The sequence below is a fragment of the Pseudomonas sp. FG86 genome, from assembly GCF_057808775.1.
Genome location: NZ_JBMDIS010000014.1, coordinates 60,985 through 80,943, shown reverse-complemented (window position 1 = coordinate 80,943; position 19,959 = coordinate 60,985). Strand labels below are relative to the sequence as shown.

Sequence of the window (19,959 nt, the reverse complement as noted above, 5' to 3'; positions counted from 1 at the left end):
TTTTTCAGCGTGAAACCTGCGGGTGATTAAACGCCCGAAGCCTTGGCTGCTGCTACATCCTTGATGGACAGCTTGATACGGCCGCGGTTGTCCACGTCCAGTACCAGCACTTCCACTTCCTGGCCTTCTTTCAGAATGTCGGTCACTTTCTCAACACGAGCGTCGCTCAGCATGGAGATGTGAACCAGACCGTCTTTGCCCGGCAGGATGTTGACGAATGCGCCGAAGTCGACGATGCGTTCAACTTTACCGACATAGATCTTGCCGATCTCGGCTTCCGCGGTGATGCCCAGAACGCGCTGACGCGCGGCCTCTGCAGCTTCCTTGGTTTCGCCGAAGATCTTGATCGAGCCGTCGTCTTCGATGTCGATCGAAGCCTTGGTCTCTTCACAGATCGCACGGATGGTCGCGCCGCCTTTACCGATAACATCACGGATTTTGTCGGTGTCGATTTTCATCGCGATCATGGTCGGAGCGTTTTCCGACAGCTCGGTACGGGACTGACCAATGATCTGGTTCATCTGACCGAGGATGTTCAGGCGCGCTTCCAGGGCTTGGCCCAGGGCGATCTCCATGATCTCTTCGGTGATGCCCTTGATCTTGATGTCCATCTGCAGCGCGGTAACACCTTTAGCGGTACCAGCGACTTTGAAGTCCATGTCGCCCAGGTGGTCTTCGTCACCCAGGATGTCGGTCAGGATGGCGAACTTCTCGCCTTCTTTAACCAGGCCCATGGCGATACCGGCAACCGGTGCCTTCATCGGCACACCAGCGTCCATCAGCGCCAGGGAAGCACCGCAAACGGAAGCCATGGAGCTGGAACCGTTGGACTCGGTGATTTCCGACACCACACGGATGGTGTACGGGAACACGTCAGCAGCAGGCAGCATGGCCTGAACCGAACGGCGGGCCAGACGGCCGTGACCGATTTCGCGACGACCTGCACCGCCCATGCGACCACACTCGCCCACCGAGAACGGAGGGAAGTTGTAGTGCAGCATGAACGGGTCTTTTTTCTCGCCTTCCAGGGTGTCCAGCAGCTGTGCGTCACGGGCAGTACCCAGGGTCGCAACAACCAGCGCTTGGGTTTCACCACGAGTGAACAACGCCGAACCGTGAGTCTTCGGCAGAACGCCGACTTCGATGTTCAGCGGACGCACGGTGCGAGTGTCACGGCCGTCGATACGTGGCTTGCCGTTAACGATGTTCTCGCGAACGGTGCGGTATTCGATTTCACCGAATGCAGCCTTGACGTCGCTGGCGGAAGGCTGGCCTTCTTCGCCGGACAGCTTGGCAACAACCTGATCCTTCAGCTCACCCAGGCGAGCGTAACGGTCGGCCTTGATGGTGATGGTGTAGGCCTGGGAGATCGCTTCGCCGAACTCGGCACGGATAACGCCCAGCAGTTCGGTGGCTTCCGGGGCAGCAGCCCAGGTCCAGGTTGGCTTGGCAGCTTCGGCGGCCAGTTCTTTAACGGCGTTGATCACGACCTGGAACTCGTCGTGAGCAAACAGTACCGCGCCCAGCATCTGGTCTTCGGTCAGCTCTTTGGCTTCCGATTCAACCATCAACACGGCTTCCGAAGTACCGGCAACGACCATGTCCAGGCTCGAAGCTTTCAGTTGCTCGTAAGTCGGGTTCAGCAGGTAGCCGGTGCTTTCGTGGAAGGCAACGCGGGCAGCGCCGATCGGGCCATCGAAAGGAATACCGGAGATGGCCAGGGCAGCCGAAGTACCGATCATCGCAGCGATGTCCGGATCGGTTTTCTTGCTGGTGGAAACGACGGTGCAGACAACCTGCACTTCGTTCATGAAGCCTTCTGGGAACAGCGGACGGATCGGACGGTCGATCAGTCGGGAAGTCAGGGTTTCTTTCTCGGAAGGACGGCCTTCGCGCTTGAAGAAACCGCCAGGGATCTTACCGGCAGCGTAAGTCTTTTCCTGGTAGTGGACAGACAGAGGGAAGAAACCCTTGCCTGGATCGGCTTGCTTGGCACCTACAACGGTCACCAATACGGTGACGTCGTCGTCAACGGTAACCAGCACTGCGCCGGAAGCTTGACGGGCGATACGGCCTGTCTCGAGGGTAACGGTCGACTGACCGAACTGGAATTTTTTGATAACCGGGTTCACGGTGTCCTACCTTCTTTGTGGCTCTTGGGGAACTTGTCTTCTTACGAAATTCTTGGGCAATGTCGGGAGTCGGCCCAACCGTTGTCCAGGGGTAAAACGTGTATCCAGATAAAACTTGAGGCTGGGAGCCTGCCATGAGCCAGCGGGAATCCCACTGACACACGGCAGACAACCAACCTCTAGCGCAATCGCTGATTAGCGACGCAGACCCAGGCGACCGATCAGAGCCTGATAACGACCCAGATCCTTGCCTTTCAGGTAGTCCAGCAGCTTACGGCGCTGGTTTACCATGCGGATCAGACCACGACGGGAGTGGTGATCTTTACCGTTGGCCTTGAAGTGACCTTGCAGCTTGTTGATGTTGTGGGTCAGCAGTGCAACTTGCACTTCTGGCGAACCAGTGTCACCAACAGCTTGCTGATAGTCAGCTACGATTTGTGCTTTTTCTTGAACGTCGAGAGCCATGAGGCAATCCTTTTTTCAGGAAACTGCCCAAAGGGCAGTTTCAACAGGCCAGGGACAAATCCCTGTATCTAAAAATGAGTGTTGACCGTGCCTGTTAACAGCCACACTCGTTCGGTCATTCTGACCGAATCAGTCGACGCGGCGCGATGCGCCCGTCTTCGCTCACTTCACCGATACCGATAAAGCGACCGTTATGATCCTGTACTCGCACCATGCCAAATTTCGGGGCATCCGGGGCACGTACCGGCTGGCCATTGAGCCAATAGAACGCGCTGTGCTCCGAGAAGTGCAGCAATGGCCAATCAAGCAAACCGCTGTCCGATGGCATCAGGAAGCGATCAACCGCCTCGTTGCCGCCTTCGGCATGCACCGCCTCCAACTCTTCCAGCGTGACCGTTTGGGCCAGGCTGAAAGGTCCGGCCTGTGTGCGTCGCAGCTCTGCAACGTACGCGCCGCAACCGAGCTTCTCACCAATATCTTCCACCAGGGTCCGGATATAGGTGCCTTTGCTGCAGTCCACCGCCAAGCGGGCGGTGTCGCCTTCACAGGCGAGCAATTCCAAGCGCGCAATAGTAACAGAACGCGGTTCGCGCTCCACTACTTCGCCCGCACGTGCCAGCTTGTAAAGAGGCTGCCCATCCCGCTTGAGAGCCGAGTACATCGGCGGTATCTGACTGATTTGCCCGCGAAAAGCGGGTAAAACAGCTTCGATATCAGCACGACCAACGGTCACGTCGCGAACCTGCAGAACATCACCTTCGGCATCGGCCGTGGTAGTGGTCTTGCCCAGTTGCATCAGGGTTTCGTAACCCTTGTCGGAGTCGAGCAGGTATTGCGAGAACTTGGTGGCCTCGCCAAAGCACAACGGCAGCACGCCGGTGGCCAGGGGATCGAGGCTGCCCGTGTGCCCGGCCTTTTCGGCATTGAGCAGCCAGCGGACCTTCTGCAACGCGGCATTGGAGGTAAAGCCAATGGGTTTGTCGAGCAGAATGATGCCACTGACATTGCGACGGATACGTTTAACCTGAGCCACCGCTTACTCCTTGGCGTCTTCAGGTGTGGACGGGTGCTGATTATCTTCAGCCACTGCGCGCTCGATCAGTGCCGACAGGTGCGCACCCCGCACGACGCTTTCGTCGTAGTGGAAGTGCAACTGAGGCACGCTGCGCAGCTTCATCTCACGGGCAAGCTGCATACGCAGGAAGCCGGCGGCAGCGTTGAGCACCTTGATGCTTTGCGCGATTTCTTCGCTGCTGTCCTGGCCCATCACGGTGATGAAGATCTTGGCGTGACCCACGTCACGGCTCACTTCAACGGCAGTGATAGTGACCAGGCCAACGCGCGGGTCTTTGACTTCGCGACGGATCAGTTGAGCCAGCTCGCGCTGCATCTGATCGCCGATACGTTGGGTACGGCTGTATTCTTTTGCCATGTCTTGTTACCTGTTACTGCCACACGGTGAAATCCGTGGGGTCTGAAAGCGGCAAACGCCCGGCCTGACAAAAGCCAGACCGGGCGTTGCGTTTAGAGTCCGGACGCGGCGCGGGGCATTTGCATGCCCACACGCGGCGTGGCCCTTGAAGTGCGCGAGTTAGAGGCTGCGAGCAACCTGAACCTTCTCGAAAACTTCGATCTTGTCGCCAACCTTGACGTCGTTATAGCTCTTGACGCCGATACCGCACTCCATGCCGGCACGTACTTCAGAAGCGTCATCCTTGAAGCGGCGCAGGGATTCCAGCTCGCCTTCGAAGATAACGATGTCTTCACGCAGTACACGGATTGGACGGTTACGGTAAACGGTGCCTTCGATAACCATACAGCCGGCGATCGCGCCAAATTTCGGCGAACGGAACACGTCACGTACTTCGGCAACACCCAGGATATTTTCCCGGACGTCGCTGCCAAGCATGCCGGTAAGGGCTTTCTTGACGTCTTCGATGATGTCGTAGATGACGTTGTAGTAACGCATGTCCAGGCCTTCCTGCTCGACGATCTTGCGAGCGCCAGCATCGGCACGCACGTTGAAGCCGAACAGTACAGCGTTGGAAGCCAGTGCCAGGTTAGCGTCGGATTCGGTGATACCACCAACACCGCCACCAACAACACGCACTTGCACTTCGTCGTTACCCAGGCCGTTCAAGGCGCCGTTCAACGCTTCGAGGGAACCACGAACGTCAGATTTGAGGACGATGTTAAGCGTCTTCTTCTCTTCCTGCCCCATGTTCTCGAAGATGTTTTCCAGCTTGCCGGCGTGAGCACGGGCCAACTTGACTTCGCGGAACTTGCCTTGACGGAACAGAGCCACTTCACGGGCTTTCTTCTCGTCGGCAACCACGCTCATCTCGTCGCCAGCGTCCGGGGTACCGTCCAGGCCGAGAATCTCGACAGGGATGGCCGGACCAGCTTCCTTGATGGACTTGCCGTTCTCGTCAAGCATGGCACGTACACGGCCGTAGTTCGAACCGACCAGCACCATGTCGCCTTGGCGCAGGGTACCGTCTTGAACCAGGACGGTCGCAACCGGGCCACGGCCCTTGTCGAGGCGGGACTCAACCACGACACCGCGGCCAGGAGCCGATGGAGTAGCGGTCAGTTCCAGAACTTCGGCTTGCAACAGAACGGCTTCAAGCAATTCGTCAACGCCAGTACCCATCTTCGCGGAGACCGGTACGAATGGAGTGTCACCACCCCACTCTTCAGAAGTCACGCCGTGAACCGACAATTCGCTACGGATGCGATCGAGATCAGCGCCCGGCTTGTCGATTTTGTTCACTGCCACCACCAACGGTACGCCAGCTGCCTTGGCATGCTGAACGGCTTCGATGGTTTGTGGCATCACGCCGTCGTCCGCTGCGACCACCAGGATCACGATGTCGGTCGCCTTGGCACCACGGGCACGCATCGCGGTAAACGCGGCGTGACCTGGAGTGTCGAGGAACGTCACCATGCCGCGATCGGTTTCAACGTGGTAGGCGCCGATGTGCTGGGTAATACCGCCAGCCTCACCTGCTGCAACCTTGGCACGACGAATGTAGTCGAGCAGGGAAGTTTTACCGTGGTCAACGTGGCCCATTACGGTCACGACTGGTGCACGGGAAACGGCTTCACCTTCAAACTTCAGGGACTCGGCCAGGGAATCTTCCAGGGCTGTGTCGCTGACCAGGGTCACTTTGTGGCCCAGCTCTTCCGCAACCAGTTGGGCAGTTTCCTGGTCCAGTACCTGGTTGATGGTGGCCGGGGTGCCCAGCTTGAACATGAACTTGATGATTTCAGCTGCCTTGACCGACATCTGCTGGGCGAGGTCGCCTACAGTGATGGTCTCGCCGATCTTCACTTCACGCACGACAGGGCCGGTTGGGCTCTGGAAACCGTGGGCGTTGCGTTTTTTCAGCTTGGCCTTGCCGCGACCACCACGACGGAAGCCATCGCTTTCTTCGTCGGTAGTCCGTGGCGCAACGCGTGGCGCAGGCGCTTTCTCTTTGACCGAGGCGCGATGCGGAGCGTTTTTGCGCTCGCCATCACCACCACCACCGCGACGATTGTTATCGTCGGCACGTGGCTTGTCCGGACGACGAGGTTCGTCGCGTTTACGAGCGTCAGCAGCAGGTGCTGGTGCCGCGGCAACCGGAGCGGCCTCACGCACAGCTTCTACAGGCGCAGCAGGGGCCGCGACTGCATCAGTGGCAGCAGGTTGCGCAGCAGCAGGCTGGCGACGCGCTTCTTCTTCGGCGCGACGCTTGGCTTCTTCTTCAGCCTTCTGGCGAGCAGCATTTTCTACTGCACGACGTTCTTCCAGTTCGCGTTTACGCTCGGCTTCGATTTCTTCCGGGCTGCGCTGCACGAAGACTTTCTTCTTGCGCACTTCAACGCTAATGCTCTTGCTACCAGCAACACGCAGGGTGCTGGTGGTTTTGCGCTGCAATGTAATCTTGCGCGGTTCTTCCACTTTCGCCTTGTGGCTGCTCTTCAAGTGAGTCAGCAAAGACTGCTTCTCACTATCGCTCACACCTTCATCGGCGGCGGTGTGCGGCAGACCTGCCTCACGCATCTGCTGCAACAGGCGCTCTACCGGTGTTTTGACCTCATCGGCCAGTTGTTTCACCGTGACTTGCGTCATGCACTTCTCTCCTCAGGCCGCGCCTAATTACTCGAACCAATGGGCTCGGGCGGCCATGATCAACTTGCCGGCACGATCATCGTCAATGCCGTCGATGTCGAGCAGATCGTCAATAGACTGCTCGGCCAGGTCTTCGCGGGTAATTACGCCGCGCACCGCCAGTTCCATCGCCAAATCCTTGTCCATACCCTCAAGCGAGAGCAGGTCTTCGGCCGGATGGGCGTCTGCCAGCTTTTCCTCAGTAGCGATGGCTTTAGTCAACAAACGATCCTTGGCCCGAGCGCGAAGCTCGTTGACGGTGTCTTCGTCAAAGCCGTCGATGTTGAGCATTTCTTCCAACGGTACGTAGGCAATCTCTTCCAGGCTGGTGAAGCCTTCATCTACCAGCACCTGCGCCAGATCTTCGTCGACTTCCAACTCGTCGATAAAGTTGCGCAGGATGTCACCGGTTTCAGTTTGCTGCTTAGCCTGGATGTCCGATTCGGTCATCACGTTCAGGGTCCAGCCGGTCAGTTGGCTGGCCAGACGCACGTTCTGACCACCACGACCAATGGCCTGAGCCAGATTGTCTGCGCCAACGGCGATGTCCATTGCATGGGCATCTTCGTCAACGATAATTGCCGCCACTTCAGCCGGCGACATGGCGTTGATCACGAACTGCGCCGGGTTATCGTCCCACAGGACGATGTCCACACGCTCACCGCCCAATTCGCCCGACACTGCCTGGACGCGCGAACCGCGCATACCAATGCAAGCGCCCTGCGGGTCGATGCGTTTGTCCTTGGAGCGGACCGCGATCTTGGCGCGCGAACCCGGGTCCCGGGACGCAGCCATGACTTCGATCAGGCCTTCGGCGATTTCCGGCACTTCGATACGGAACAGTTCGATCAGCATTTCCGGCGCGGTACGCGACAGGATCAGCTGAGGGCCGCGGTTCTCGGTGCGGATTTCCTTGAGCAGCGCACGCAGACGCACGCCGACACGGAAGGTTTCGCGAGAGATGATGTCTTCACGGGCCAGCAACGCTTCGGCGTTGTTGCCCAGGTCGACGATCACGTTGTCGCGGGTAACTTTTTTCACAGTACCCGAGATGATTTCTCCCAGGCGCTCGCGATAGGCGTCAACGACTTGAGCGCGCTCGGCTTCGCGAACCTTCTGCACGATGACCTGCTTGGCGGTCTGTGCAGCAATACGGCCGAACTCGATCGATTCGATCTTTTCTTCGACAACATCACCCACCTTGGCACCAGGATGCGTTTCAGCAACCTTGCTTGGCCAGGTTTCAATGGCCGGATCATCAAGATCGGCTTCTTCGACGACCGTCCAGCGACGGAAAGTCTCATAGGCACCGGTGTGGCGGTTGATTTCCACACGCAGATCAACTTCGTCTTCAAAACGCTTTTTGGTAGCAGTGGCCAGGGCCAACTCCAGCGCTTCAAAAATCACGTTTGCCGGTACGCCCTTTTCATTGGATACCGACTCAACAACCAGCAGTACTTCTTTGCTCATCGTACGCCTCGCCTTTCGCAAGCCATTGGATCCGCGGGATCCGCGTCTCAGTCAAAACTGGGAATAATGTTGGCCTTGTCGATCATATCGATCGGCAACAGGAACTCATGGTCTTCTACCTGCACCACGACGTCCTGCTCTTCTACACCGCGCAGAAGGCCCTGAAAATTGCGTCGCCCTTCAAAGGGAGATCGCAGCTTGATCTTCACTTGTTCACCGGCAAATTTTGCAAACTGATCAATAGTGAACAGTGGGCGTTCCATGCCTGGCGAGGAAACTTCGAGGGTGTATTCAACGGCGATTGGATCTTCAACATCCAGGACACCGCTGATCTGACGACTGACAATGGCACAATCGTCCACCAGCACGCCGCCCTCTTTATCGATATAAACGCGCAACATTGAGTGGCGACCTTGAGCCGAAAACTCAATACCCCAGCATTCATAGCCTAGGGCCACGACCACCGGGGCCAGCAAGGCCTGCAACTCTTCTAGCTTGCTCGACACCTGAACCCCCTCGTGCATGTATGTGCATGCTGTGCAAAATAAAAAAATGGGCGAAACGCCCATCCTTGAAACGCCGTCGAACAGCGGCGTTGAAAGTGTCCAGCTAACAAAAAGCCCCTTAAAAGGGGCTCCGCTAAAACTGGTTGCGGGGGCCGGATTTGAACCGACGACCTTCGGGTTATGAGCCCGACGAGCTACCAGACTGCTCCACCCCGCGACAAAGCTGGGGCGGAAGTATACGACCGATCCCTTACAGGGTCAATGTAACCTTCCACCTACAAGAAAGCCCGCAACAGCGGGCTCTCCTGATAATTGGTACCGAGAAGGGGACTCGAACCCCTACACCCTATGGGCACAACCACCTCAAGGTTGCGTGTCTACCAATTCCACCACCTCGGCAATACAGCGTTTACAACCCTTCTTACTTCTGCTCTTGAGCTGGAGGTACGTCAGTCGCTGGAGTAGCAGACTTTTGCTCTTGAAGCACCGGGACATCATCAGAAGCCGGTTTTGCTTTTGGCACTTCCAACACCGCTGGGTTTGGGAGACCTACTTGAGTCAGCACATGAGCTTTCTCTTTAGCAAAGTAACCTAACCCCAAGCTGGTTATGAAGAAACCGGCGGCAAGTATAGCAGTAAACTTACTAAGAAAGGTAGAGGAACCTTGGCTTCCGAATACAGTATTTGAAGCACCTGCACCGAAAGACGCACCAGCATCCGCACCTTTACCCTGTTGCAACAAAACCAGGGCAACTACGCCCAGGGCAGCCAACAGATGAAAAACGACTACGACTGTTTCCAGCATTTTTTCAGTTTCCCGCGGCGCGACAAATCGCACCGAACTCATCTGCATTCAGGGAGGCTCCACCAATGAGCCCCCCATCGATATCCGGCATGCCGAACAGTTCGACCGCATTGGCCGCCTTCACGCTGCCGCCGTATAGAAGACGCACACCTTGTGCGACTTCAGAATTCTCTGCCGCCAACTGCGCGCGGATGGCTGCGTGCACATCCTGCGCCTGTTGCGGTGTAGCAGTCAGCCCGGTACCAATGGCCCAGACCGGCTCGTAAGCAATTACTGCCCTTGCAAATGCACCAACACCCAACTCTTCAATGATGCTGCCCAGCTGACGCGAGACAACCTCAAGAGTCTTACCCGACTCACGCTGCTCAAGGGTCTCCCCTATGCACAACACTGGAATCAGGCCACAAGCCTGTGCTGCCGCGAACTTGCGGTTGAGCGTTCCATCACGCTCACCCATCATCTGACGGCGCTCGGAGTGCCCGACAAGCACGTAGGAACAACCCGCATCGACCAACTGACTTGGTGCAGTTTCACCCGTCAGAGCACCTTGCATGGCTTCCACTGCAGAATTCTGCGCGCCGACCTGAATCGACTTACCTTTCAAGCCATCAACCACTTGGGTGATATGCAGGCAAGGCGGGAAAACCGCAACATCAACACCGCTAGGCAAGGCCAAGTGACGAAGGCCATTGATCAGCTCAGCGACACTGGCGCGGGTACCGTGCATCTTCCAGTTACCAGCTACCATAGTGCGACGCATGCTGTACCTCGTCGGTCAAAGTGGGCGCAGATGTTACCCAACCACATCATCACTGGCAAGCCGAATTCAGGCGCAAACTTCAGTTACCAGTTTTGCCAGGTCTTCGGCGTGCCCCCGAACCTGTGTTTCATCCTCGCCTTCGACCATAACGCGCACCAAAGGCTCCGTACCGGACTTGCGTAGCAATACGCGACCACGTCCCGCCATCGCCAGGGTCACGCGCTCGCAGGCCTCTTTGACAGCAGGGTGCTCGATCGGATTATCACCACCGGAAAATCGCACATTGAGCAACACTTGCGGACATTTGCGCAGGGCTTGACGCGCCTGGGCAAGACTCTCGTCGCGTCGACGCAATGCCAGCAGCACTTGTAGCGCGGCAATAATGGCGTCGCCCGTAGTCGTGTGCTGGAAGCACACCACGTGCCCCGAGTTCTCGCCACCCACCTGCCAATTACGCTCCTGCAATTCGGCGATCACATAACGGTCACCCACATTGGCACGAACAAACGGAACCCCCAGCTCGGCCAAGGCCAGCTCAAGCCCGAGATTACTCATCAGCGTGCCAACGACGCCGCCTTGCAGCTTGTTACGTTCATGCAGGTCGCGAGCGATGATGAACAGCAGGTCATCGCCATCAACCACGGTACCGGTGTGATCAACCATCAGGACACGATCACCGTCGCCATCAAAGGCGATACCCAGGTCGGCATGCTCAGCCAGAACGGCTGCCTGCAGTTGCTCCATATGGGTCGAGCCGCAGTTTTCATTGATGTTCAGCCCGTTAGGCTGAGCCGACAGCACGGTAACCTGCGCACCCAATTCCTTGAATACACTTGGCGCCACCTTGTAGGTCGCACCATGGGCGCAGTCGACAACAATCTTCAACCCCGCAAAATTGGTACTACTTGGCACACTGCTCTTGCAGAATTCGATATAACGGCCAGACGCGTCATTGATTCTCGACACCTTGCCCAGCTTACTGGATTCGACCACCGTCATCGGCGCATCCAGAAGCTCTTCGATCATCAACTCGATCTCGTCAGGCAGCTTGGTGCCCTGCCCCGAGAAAAACTTGATGCCATTATCGTCATGGGGATTGTGCGAAGCACTGATCACGATACCGGCTTCAGCGTGGAAAGTACGCGTCAGGTATGCGATCGCCGGAGTCGGCATCGGCCCCAGCAGCATAACGTCAGCACCGGCAGCGGACAGACCCGCCTCCAGTGCCGATTCAAACATATAACCCGAGATACGGGTGTCCTTGCCCACCAGGATGCGGCATGCGCCCATGCTACGGAACGCCATACCGGCCGCCCAACCCAGCTTGAGCATGAAATCAGGAGTAATCGGATATTCGCCGACCCGACCACGGATACCGTCGGTGCCAAAGTATTTTTTAGTCATAAGTGCTCCATCATTCTTATTCGGCTGATTCTACAGCGGCGATCATTCGCACCACATCGACGGTCTCGGCGACATCATGCACGCGCAAGATACGCGCGCCCTTGGTTACCGCAAGCGCCGCAAGTGCAAGGCCACCGTACAACCGCTCACCCACCGGACGATTCAAGGCGAGCCCTATCATGCTCTTGCGCGAAACCCCAACCAACAGGGGCCGACCAAGGGCATGCAAAGCTTCCATATGCTTGAACAGGCTTAAATTGTGCTGCAAGGTCTTGGCGAACCCGAACCCGGGATCAAGGATGATCTTCTCAGGCGGGATGCCAACAGTGGCGCACTGGGCGATCCGTGCAGCAAGGAACCCACTCACTTCACCCACCAGGTCGTCATAGTGAGGGCAGTCCTGCATGTTGCCGGGCTCGCCCAACATATGCATCAGGCACACTGGAAGGCCGGACGCCGCCGCCGCATCCAAGGCACCGTCACGCTGCAGCGAACGCACGTCATTGATGAGTCCCGCACCCAGGCGCGCTGCCTCACGCATCACCGCTGGCGTGGATGTATCAACCGATATGATGACATCCAGTTCACGAGCAATGCGCTCGACAACCGGCGCCACGCGCTCCAGTTCCTCCAACGGAGAAACAAAGCGAGCGCCAGGCCGAGTGGACTCACCACCGACATCAATCAGGGTCGCTCCTGCAGCCACCATCGACTCAGCATGACGCAACGCTGCGTCCAGCTGGCTGAAGCGGCCGCCGTCAGAAAAGGAATCAGGGGTGACATTAAGAATGCCCATGACATGTGTCTGGGCCAAATCAAGAACCCGGTTGCCGCAAGGCAACCGGGTAGAGGACAACGCAAAAGTCATTTCAAACCTTAGTGGTCAGCTGCGGGGCCGCCGATCGGGGTTTCAGGGCGTTCATTCTGCACCACTGGCGGAGTACCCGAGGTACCTGAACCACCTTCCCAATCGCGAGGCTCACGCGGTGTACGGCCAGCCATGATGTCGTCGATCTGATCGGCATCGATGGTTTCGTACTTCATCAGCGCATCAGCCATCGCATCCAATTTGTCGCGATTGTCGGTCAGGATCTGCTTGGCCGTACCGTAGCACTGGTCAATGATGCTGCGCACTTCGGAGTCGATCAGCTTGGCTGTCTCACCAGAGAAGCTGGCGCTCTGACCGCCACCACCACGACCCAGGAATACTTCACCCTCTTCCTCGGCATACATCAACGGACCGAGTTTTTCCGACAACCCCCACTTGGTCACCATGTTCCGTGCAATCTGGCTGGCACGCATGATGTCGTTGGAGGCACCGGTGGTCACCCCGTCGAAGCCCAAGGTCATCTCTTCAGCGATACGACCGCCGTACAGCGAACAGATCTGGCTGATCAGCGCACGCTTGGAGAGGCTGTAGCGATCCTCCTCCGGCAGGAACATGGTGACACCCAGCGCCCGACCACGAGGAATGATCGAAACTTTATAGACAGGGTCATGCTCAGGCACCACACGCCCTACAATGGCGTGGCCAGCTTCGTGATAAGCGGTGTTTTGCTTCTCTTTCTCGGACATGACCATGGATTTGCGCTCAGCGCCCATCATGATCTTGTCTTTCGCCAGCTCGAATTCTTTCATTTCAACGATGCGCTTGCCGGTACGGGCCGCAAACAGCGAAGCCTCGTTTACCAAGTTGGCCAGGTCAGCACCCGAGAAACCTGGGGTACCACGGGCGATCACGGCCGGAGCCACGTCGTCACCCATCGGCACTTTACGCATGTGGACTTTCAGGATCTGTTCGCGACCACGGATATCCGGCAAGCCAACCACCACCTGGCGGTCGAAACGACCTGGACGCAGCAGCGCAGGGTCCAGCACGTCCGGACGGTTGGTCGCGGCGATTACGATGATGCCATCGTTCATCTCGAAACCATCCATCTCAACCAGCAACTGGTTGAGGGTCTGCTCACGCTCATCATGACCGCCGCCCATGCCAGCGCCACGATGACGACCTACGGCATCGATTTCGTCGATGAAAATGATGCACGGTGCGTGCTTCTTGGCCTGCTCGAACATATCGCGAACACGGCTGGCACCGACGCCGACAAACATCTCGACGAAGTCAGAACCGGAAATGGTGAAGAATGGCACTTTGGCTTCACCGGCAATCGCCTTGGCGAGCAAGGTTTTACCGGTACCTGGAGGACCAACCATCAGCACCCCGCGAGGAATACGGCCGCCCAGGCGCTGGAACTTGCCTGGGTCGCGCAGGAACTCTACAAGTTCACCGACTTCTTCCTTGGCTTCGTCGCAACCAGCAACGTCAGCCAGGGTGGTTTTCACCTGGTCTTCGGAGAGCAGGCGCGCCTTGCTCTTGCCGAAGCTCATCGGCCCGCCCTTGCCTCCCGCACCACCTTGCATCTGGCGCATGAAAAACATGAACACGGCGATAATCACCAGGATCGGGAAGCTGGCGACCAGCAACTGGGTCCAGATGCTCTGCTGCTCAGGCTGCTTGCCTTCAACAACCACGTGGTTATCCACTAGGTCGCCGATCAAACCGTTGTCCTGAATTGCCGGACGAATGGTCTTGAAGCTGTCGCCATCGTTGCGTTTGCCGGTGATCACGTAGCCATCAACCGCTACGCGCTCGACCTTGCCATCCTTAACTTGCTGGATGAAGTCGGAATAGTTGAGGGTCTGCGGCTCGTTAGGGCTGGAGAAGTTGTTCATCACCGTCACGAGGACAGCCGCGATGATCAACCACAGGATCAGATTCTTTGCCATATCGTTCAATTAACTACCCTCTGAAGCAAGCTCCGCTACTGGCGCGCGCTTCGCATGATATTCACCGGCCTAACTTACTACATTACCTACAACTCTGGCAGGCGCCGTCTGTAACCCTTTGTGAAACTTTGACTACACAATATTCGTAAAGCTTCGTGACGAAAGCGATATAAAAAAACCTATCGCCCTCCTCGAATTCCTCAAAAACGCTCTTCACTCGCCGCGCCTTCGACACCACGGAAGCCGCGGCACAGCAAGTATTGCTCTCTGGACCTGTCCCGGGAAGAGTCAGGCTTACGCGTCTGCACCTTGTCGAACAACTTGCGGATGTTCTTGTGGTACTCGTCAAAACCTTCTCCCTGGAACACCTTCACCAGGAAATCGCCACCAGGACGCAACACCCGACCCGCCAGATCCAGCGCCAATTCGCAAAGGAACATGGCCCGCGGCATATCAACGGCCGGTAATCCACTCATATTGGGGGCCATGTCGGAAATCACAAGGTCTACCTGCGAATTTCCCACAGCCTCGAGGATCTGGGCGAGCACGGTGTCCTGGGTAAAGTCGCCATGAACGAAGGTCACGTCCGGGATGCTGTCCATTTCGAGGATGTCGGAAGCGATCAGGCGACCTTGACCACCAATCAGACGACTGGTCACCTGGGACCACCCACCAGGGGCCGCACCAAGATCGATAACGCTCATGCCTGGACGAATCAACTTGTCCTTGTCCTGGATCTCCAACAGCTTGTAGCTGGCCCGGGAACGATAGCCATCCTTTTGCGCCTTTTTGACGTAAGGATCGTTGAAATGCTCTTGCAGCCACTTAAGGCTAGTTTTGGAACGGGCCACGGGCCACCTCGAAAATAAAACGGGTCGTGATTAACTGGGCGGTCCCGGACTCGCTCGGGTAAACTGGCCGCCGCTTTTTACAAGATCAGACGCAGGGGTCAGATTATGCCGCTCACTCAAGAGCAGAAGAAACAGTACAAATCCATTGGCCACCATCTGAAACCAGTTTTGATTGTGGCAGACAACGGTTTGACTGAAGGTGTGTTAGCCGAACTTGAACGCGCACTGGGCGATCACGAACTGATCAAGATCAAGGTCAACATCCTTGACCGCGAAGCGCGCCTGGCCGCCATTGCAGAACTGTGCAAGGTGGGCAAGGCGGACCTGGTTCAGGTCATCGGCAAGATGGCGCTGCTGTATCGCAAGAACTTCAGCGTCAACAAGCAACTGTCGAACGTTCATCGCTTCAAATGACAACAAGGGTCACGGGCGCGCCTCGCGCGCCCCGCCACTCCACCCGGGCGCCGGCTGCATGACCAGCACCAGGCCGGAAAACCCTAGCACAAGATAGCTGAATAACTGCCAGCGCAACGCTTCCGGCAGCCATACACGCACCACGCAAAACATCGCGCATGCATACAGCGCCATCAACAGCAGTTGCCCGCGAATATCCCGCCACAAACTCCCCAAGCCTTCGGCCTTGATCAGCACCAGTGCCTGAAGCGTCACGCACGCCGCTGCGAAACTCACCAGCAACGCGCTCAATAATCCATCGATTTCATCGATCAGCAACGGCGCCAGACCAATCAGACCCAGCGCCGGTACCACGCCAATGTGCAACAGCCACAGGCCACCCACCCAAAGCATCTGGGCAAGCTGCCAAAGCATAGCGCCCGCACGAAGCGGGCGCCGCCTTTCAGATATGGCGGACTTCAACAATCTCGTACTCGATCACGCCGCCAGGCGTCTTGACCGCCACCACATCACCCTCTTCCTTGGCAATCAAGGCGCGAGCCAGTGGAGAACCAACGGAGATCTTGCCGAGTTTGAAGTCAGCTTCGTCCTCACCCACGATGTGGTAGACCACGCTTTCGTCTGTCTCGACGTTAGCGATTTCCACTGTTGTGCCGAAAATCACTTTGCCAGTATGCGGGATGGTCGTGACGTCAATGATCACCGCATTCTGCATACGGCCTTCGATGTCACGGATCCGCGCCTCGACCATACCCTGCTGCTCGCGAGCAGCGTGGTATTCGGCGTTTTCCTTCAAGTCACCCAGCTCGCGGGCCGTACCGATGTCCTGGCTCAGCTTTGGACGTACGACCTTGGTCAGATGGGCGTGCTCCTCTTCCAAGGCCTTCGCGCCTTGGACGGTCATTGGGTATTTGGTCATGCCTTCAATCCTGCGTGTAGATCCTGCAAGCGACGCACGGTCTTTTCCGGACCGAACTTGAGCGCTTCGCAGATAGCTTCGCCAGCAGCAATGGTAGTGGTGCAGTAGATCTTATGCTGCAAGGCGTTACGACGAATGGAGTAAGAGTCCGCAATCGACTGGCGACCTTCGGTGGTGTTGATGATCAGGGTGACTTCGTCATTCTTGATCATGTCGACCACGTGCGGACGGCCTTCCGTCACCTTGTTCACGCGACGCACTTTCAGGCCGGCAGCTTCGATCAGCTTGGCGGTCCCGGCGGTGGCCACGATTTCGAACCCCAAGTTGATCAGATCACGGGCCACGCCTGCAACCAGTGGCTTGTCATCATCACGCACGCTGATGAAAGCAGTACCGCCGGTTGGCAACACTTCGCTGGCGCCCATTTGAGCCTTGGCGAAAGCTTCGCCGAAGGTATCGCCCACACCCATCACTTCACCGGTGGACTTCATCTCTGGGCCCAGGATCGGGTCCACGCCAGGGAATTTGGCGAATGGGAACACCGCCTCTTTCACGCTGTAGAAGTTCGGAATGATTTCCTTGGTGAACCCGATTTCCTTCAGGGTCTTACCTGCCATCACACGCGCAGCGATCATGGCCAGGGACACGCCGATGCACTTGGACACAAACGGCACGGTACGCGAGGCACGCGGGTTGACTTCGATGACGTAGATGTCTTCGCCCTGCAGCGCCAACTGTACGTTCATCAGGCCGACCACGCCCAACTCCAGGGCCATTTTCTTGACCTGTTCGCGCATCTCGTCCTGGATGTGCGCTGGCAACGAGTAAGGCGGCAGCGAGCATGCTGAGTCACCGGAGTGAACGCCCGCCTGCTCGATGTGCTGCATGATTGCGCCGATGACCACGTCGGTACCGTCGCAAACAGCATCCACGTCCATCTCGATGGCGCAGTTGAGGAAGTGATCCAGCAGCACCGGGCTGTCGTTGGATACTTTCACCGCATCACGCAGGTAACGCTTGAGTTCTTCTTCTTCGTAGACGATTTCCATCGCACGGCCGCCCAGTACGTAGGAAGGACGCACCACCAACGGGTAGCCGATCTTGCTGGCTGCACGGATGGCTTCGTCTTCGCTGCGTACAGTGGCGTTTGGCGGCTGACGCAGGTTCAGGCGCTCAACCATTTGCTGGAAGCGCTCGCGGTCTTCTGCACGGTCGATAGCGTCCGGGCTGGTGCCGATGATCGGCACGCCGGCAGCTTCAAGGGCACGTGCCAGTTTCAGCGGGGTTTGGCCGCCGTACTGGACGATCACGCCTTTTGGCTTCTCGACGCGCACGATTTCCAACACGTCTTCCAGGGTCACTGGCTCGAAGTACAGACGATCGGAGGTGTCGTAGTCAGTGGAAACAGTTTCCGGGTTGCAGTTGACCATGATGGTCTCGTACCCGTCTTCGCGCAGGGCGAGAGCGGCGTGTACGCAGCAGTAGTCGAACTCGATACCTTGGCCGATACGGTTTGGACCGCCGCCCAAGATCATGATCTTGTCGCGACCCGACGGCGCCGCTTCGCACTCTTCCTCGTAAGTGGAGTACAGGTAGGCAGTGTCGGTGGAGAACTCGGCCGCGCAGGTGTCAACGCGCTTGTAGACCGGGAAGATTTCCAGTTTGTGGCGGTACGTGCGCAGGTTTTTCTCAGTCACACCCAGCAGCTTGGCCAGGCGCTGGTCGGAGAAGCCCTTGCGCTTGAGGCGGAACATCATGTCGCGATCGATGCTGGCCAGGCCCAGGGTCTTGACCTTCTCTTCTTCCTTGATCAGGTCTTCGATCTGCACCAGGAACCACGGGTCGATCATGTTCATGCCGAAGATGTCTTCGACGGTCATGCCGGCGCGGAAGGCGTCAGCGACGTACCAGATACGCTCAGCCCCAGGCACAGTCAGCTCGCGCTTGAGCACACTCATGCTTTCCGGGTTGCTCAGGTCAAGTTTTTCGTCCAGGCCGCAAACACCCACTTCCAGACCACGAAGGGCTTTCTGCAGGGATTCCTGGAAGGTCCGGCCGATGGCCATGACTTCACCCACCGACTTCATCTGGGTGGTCAGGCGCGCGTCAGCCTTGGCGAATTTCTCGAAGGCAAAACGTGGCAGCTTGGTCACGACGTAGTCGATGGACGGCTCGAAGGACGCCGGGGTCTTGCCGCCGGTGATGTCGTTCGACAGTTCGTCCAGGGTGTAACCCACGGCCAGTTTGGCCGCGACCTTGGCGATCGGGAAACCGGTAGCCTTCGAGGCCAGGGCCGACGAACGGGACACACGCGGGTTCATTTCGATAACGACCATGCGACCGGTGGTCGGGCAGATGCCGAACTGCACGTTAGAACCGCCAGTCTCCACACCGATCTCACGCAGCACCGCCAGGGAGGCGTTACGCAGGATCTGGTATTCCTTGTCGGTCAGGGTCTGTGCTGGAGCCACGGTGATCGAGTCACCGGTGTGCACGCCCATCGGGTCGAAGTTTTCGATGGAGCAGACGATGATGCAGTTGTCCTTCTTATCGCGGACAACCTCCATCTCATATTCTTTCCAGCCGATCAGGGATTCGTCGATCAGCAGCTCTTTGGTCGGAGACAGGTCCAGGCCACGGGCGCAGATTTCTTCGAACTCTTCACGGTTGTAAGCGATACCGCCGCCGGTGCCGCCCATGGTGAAGGAAGGACGGATGATGCACGGAAAGCCCAGGGTCTCGAGGACCGCGTTAGCTTCTTCCATGCTGTGAGCGATACCGGAACGTGGGCACGCCAGGCCGATGGACTTCATGGCCTTGTCGAAGCGGGAACGGTCTTCAGCCTTGTCGATAGTGTCGGCATTGGCACCGATCATCTCTACGCCGAATTTCTCCAGGACGCCTTCGCGCTCCAAGTCCAGGGCGCAGTTCAGGGCGGTCTGGCCGCCCATGGTTGGCAACAGTGCGTCCGGACGCTCTTTCTCGATGATCTTGGCAACGGTCTGCCACTTGATCGGCTCGATGTAGGTGGCGTCGGCCATGGCCGGGTCAGTCATGATAGTGGCTGGGTTGGAGTTCACCAGGATGACGCGGTAGCCCTCCTCGCGCAGCGCCTTACAGGCCTGGGCGCCGGAGTAGTCGAATTCGCAGGCCTGGCCGATTACGATCGGGCCAGCGCCGAGAATCAGGATGCTTTTTATGTCAGTACGTTTTGGCATGGGTTTGTCACTCAAATCCGCAGGTCAGTCGGCAAGCCGTCTTGAACAATCCTTGAAGAGCCTGCGGGGGCC

17 protein-coding genes and 2 tRNA genes are annotated in these 19,959 nt (G+C 57.6%); 1 reads left to right on the top strand and 18 read right to left on the bottom strand.

The features are described from left to right. Positions 1-26 precede the first annotated feature (26 nt). The 15 genes from pnp to rlmE all read right to left on the bottom strand — a co-directional run bounded on the left by pnp (position 27) and on the right by rlmE (position 15,336). On the bottom strand, positions 27-2,132 hold the full coding sequence (gene pnp, locus ACODSV_RS12235) for a polyribonucleotide nucleotidyltransferase (protein ID WP_150095452.1): 2,106 nt from the start codon (positions 2,130-2,132) through the stop codon (positions 27-29). 195 nt (positions 2,133-2,327) lie between these two features. Continuing rightward, positions 2,328-2,597 (bottom strand): 30S ribosomal protein S15, encoded by a 270-nt coding sequence (gene rpsO, locus ACODSV_RS12230; protein WP_003176135.1) that lies wholly within the window; start codon positions 2,595-2,597, stop codon positions 2,328-2,330. 115 nt (positions 2,598-2,712) lie between these two features. Continuing rightward, positions 2,713-3,630, bottom strand: a complete 918-nt coding sequence (gene truB, locus ACODSV_RS12225; protein WP_010562682.1) for a tRNA pseudouridine(55) synthase TruB — start codon at positions 3,628-3,630, stop codon at positions 2,713-2,715. A gap of 3 nt (positions 3,631-3,633) precedes the next feature. Then, entirely contained in the window at positions 3,634-4,029 is a 396-nt protein-coding gene (gene rbfA / locus ACODSV_RS12220; protein WP_024077434.1) for a 30S ribosome-binding factor RbfA, read from the bottom strand. A gap of 159 nt (positions 4,030-4,188) precedes the next feature. Next, positions 4,189-6,714: a translation initiation factor IF-2 gene (gene infB / locus ACODSV_RS12215; protein ID WP_024077435.1), complete on the bottom strand. Its 2,526-nt coding sequence runs from the start codon at positions 6,712-6,714 to the stop codon at positions 4,189-4,191. A 27-nt stretch (positions 6,715-6,741) separates the two neighbouring features. Next, positions 6,742-8,223 (bottom strand): transcription termination factor NusA, encoded by a 1,482-nt coding sequence (nusA, locus tag ACODSV_RS12210; protein WP_150054183.1) that lies wholly within the window; start codon positions 8,221-8,223, stop codon positions 6,742-6,744. A gap of 47 nt (positions 8,224-8,270) precedes the next feature. Beyond that, positions 8,271-8,729: a ribosome maturation factor RimP gene (gene rimP / locus ACODSV_RS12205; RefSeq protein WP_032865935.1), complete on the bottom strand. Its 459-nt coding sequence runs from the start codon at positions 8,727-8,729 to the stop codon at positions 8,271-8,273. A gap of 140 nt (positions 8,730-8,869) precedes the next feature. Continuing rightward, positions 8,870-8,946: transfer RNA gene (locus ACODSV_RS12200), tRNA-Met, on the bottom strand. A 96-nt stretch (positions 8,947-9,042) separates the two neighbouring features. After that, positions 9,043-9,128: transfer RNA gene (locus ACODSV_RS12195), tRNA-Leu, on the bottom strand. Positions 9,129-9,150: 22 nt separating this feature from the next. Further along, the gene (secG, locus tag ACODSV_RS12190) at positions 9,151-9,534 is read right to left on the bottom strand and encodes a preprotein translocase subunit SecG (RefSeq protein WP_010206600.1); all 384 of its coding nucleotides are present in this window, start codon (positions 9,532-9,534) and stop codon (positions 9,151-9,153) included. A gap of 4 nt (positions 9,535-9,538) precedes the next feature. Next, positions 9,539-10,294 (bottom strand): triose-phosphate isomerase, encoded by a 756-nt coding sequence (gene tpiA, locus ACODSV_RS12185; RefSeq protein ID WP_150054435.1) that lies wholly within the window; start codon positions 10,292-10,294, stop codon positions 9,539-9,541. A 66-nt stretch (positions 10,295-10,360) separates the two neighbouring features. After that, on the bottom strand, positions 10,361-11,698 hold the full coding sequence (gene glmM / locus ACODSV_RS12180) for a phosphoglucosamine mutase (protein ID WP_150054434.1): 1,338 nt from the start codon (positions 11,696-11,698) through the stop codon (positions 10,361-10,363). Between the two features lie 16 nt (positions 11,699-11,714). Then, positions 11,715-12,566, bottom strand: coding sequence for a dihydropteroate synthase (gene folP, locus ACODSV_RS12175; RefSeq protein ID WP_024077438.1), 852 nt, complete (start codon positions 12,564-12,566; stop codon positions 11,715-11,717). Between the two features lie 8 nt (positions 12,567-12,574). After that, positions 12,575-14,485: an ATP-dependent zinc metalloprotease FtsH gene (gene ftsH / locus ACODSV_RS12170; RefSeq protein ID WP_032803717.1), complete on the bottom strand. Its 1,911-nt coding sequence runs from the start codon at positions 14,483-14,485 to the stop codon at positions 12,575-12,577. 200 nt (positions 14,486-14,685) lie between these two features. Then, positions 14,686-15,336 (bottom strand): 23S rRNA (uridine(2552)-2'-O)-methyltransferase RlmE, encoded by a 651-nt coding sequence (gene rlmE, locus ACODSV_RS12165; RefSeq protein ID WP_015885924.1) that lies wholly within the window; start codon positions 15,334-15,336, stop codon positions 14,686-14,688. A gap of 105 nt (positions 15,337-15,441) precedes the next feature. On the opposite strand from rlmE, the gene ACODSV_RS12160 reads away from it, so the two are divergent. Next, entirely contained in the window at positions 15,442-15,750 is a 309-nt protein-coding gene (locus tag ACODSV_RS12160; RefSeq protein WP_017139256.1) for a YhbY family RNA-binding protein, read from the top strand. Positions 15,751-15,759: 9 nt separating this feature from the next. Here the strand turns inward: ACODSV_RS12160 and ACODSV_RS12155 are convergent, their stop codons facing one another. The 3 genes from ACODSV_RS12155 to carB are packed head-to-tail and all read right to left on the bottom strand — an operon-like array spanning position 15,760 to position 19,887. Beyond that, on the bottom strand, positions 15,760-16,164 hold the full coding sequence (locus ACODSV_RS12155; protein ID WP_069077027.1) for an MFS transporter: 405 nt from the start codon (positions 16,162-16,164) through the stop codon (positions 15,760-15,762). Positions 16,165-16,192: 28 nt separating this feature from the next. Continuing rightward, a complete protein-coding gene (gene greA / locus ACODSV_RS12150; protein WP_024077441.1) occupies positions 16,193-16,669 on the bottom strand; it encodes a transcription elongation factor GreA in 477 nt (158 codons plus the stop codon). Next, on the bottom strand, positions 16,666-19,887 hold the full coding sequence (gene carB, locus ACODSV_RS12145; RefSeq protein WP_024077442.1) for a carbamoyl-phosphate synthase large subunit: 3,222 nt from the start codon (positions 19,885-19,887) through the stop codon (positions 16,666-16,668). The genes greA and carB overlap by 4 nt, the downstream gene beginning before the upstream one ends. Positions 19,888-19,959 lie beyond the last annotated feature (72 nt).

Bases quoted from the DNA above. Each gene is read 5' to 3' on its own strand.
- ftsH (WP_032803717.1), bottom strand. From the start codon at position 14,485: ATGGCAAAGAATCTGATCCTGTGGTTGATCATCGCGGCTGTCCTCGTG.
- rpsO (WP_003176135.1), bottom strand. From the start codon at position 2,597: ATGGCTCTCGACGTTCAAGAAAAAGCACAAATCGTAGCTGACTATCAG.
- glmM (WP_150054434.1), bottom strand. From the start codon at position 11,698: ATGACTAAAAAATACTTTGGCACCGACGGTATCCGTGGTCGGGTCGGC.
- folP (WP_024077438.1), bottom strand. From the start codon at position 12,566: ATGACTTTTGCGTTGTCCTCTACCCGGTTGCCTTGCGGCAACCGGGTT.
- rbfA (WP_024077434.1), bottom strand. From the start codon at position 4,029: ATGGCAAAAGAATACAGCCGTACCCAACGTATCGGCGATCAGATGCAG.
- greA (WP_024077441.1), bottom strand. From the start codon at position 16,669: ATGACCAAATACCCAATGACCGTCCAAGGCGCGAAGGCCTTGGAAGAG.
- ACODSV_RS12155 (WP_069077027.1), bottom strand. From the start codon at position 16,164: ATGCTTTGGCAGCTTGCCCAGATGCTTTGGGTGGGTGGCCTGTGGCTG.
- infB (WP_024077435.1), bottom strand. From the start codon at position 6,714: ATGACGCAAGTCACGGTGAAACAACTGGCCGATGAGGTCAAAACACCG.
- secG (WP_010206600.1), bottom strand. From the start codon at position 9,534: ATGCTGGAAACAGTCGTAGTCGTTTTTCATCTGTTGGCTGCCCTGGGC.
- ACODSV_RS12160 (WP_017139256.1), top strand. From the start codon at position 15,442: ATGCCGCTCACTCAAGAGCAGAAGAAACAGTACAAATCCATTGGCCAC.
- tpiA (WP_150054435.1), bottom strand. From the start codon at position 10,294: ATGCGTCGCACTATGGTAGCTGGTAACTGGAAGATGCACGGTACCCGC.
- nusA (WP_150054183.1), bottom strand. From the start codon at position 8,223: ATGAGCAAAGAAGTACTGCTGGTTGTTGAGTCGGTATCCAATGAAAAG.
- carB (WP_024077442.1), bottom strand. From the start codon at position 19,887: ATGCCAAAACGTACTGACATAAAAAGCATCCTGATTCTCGGCGCTGGC.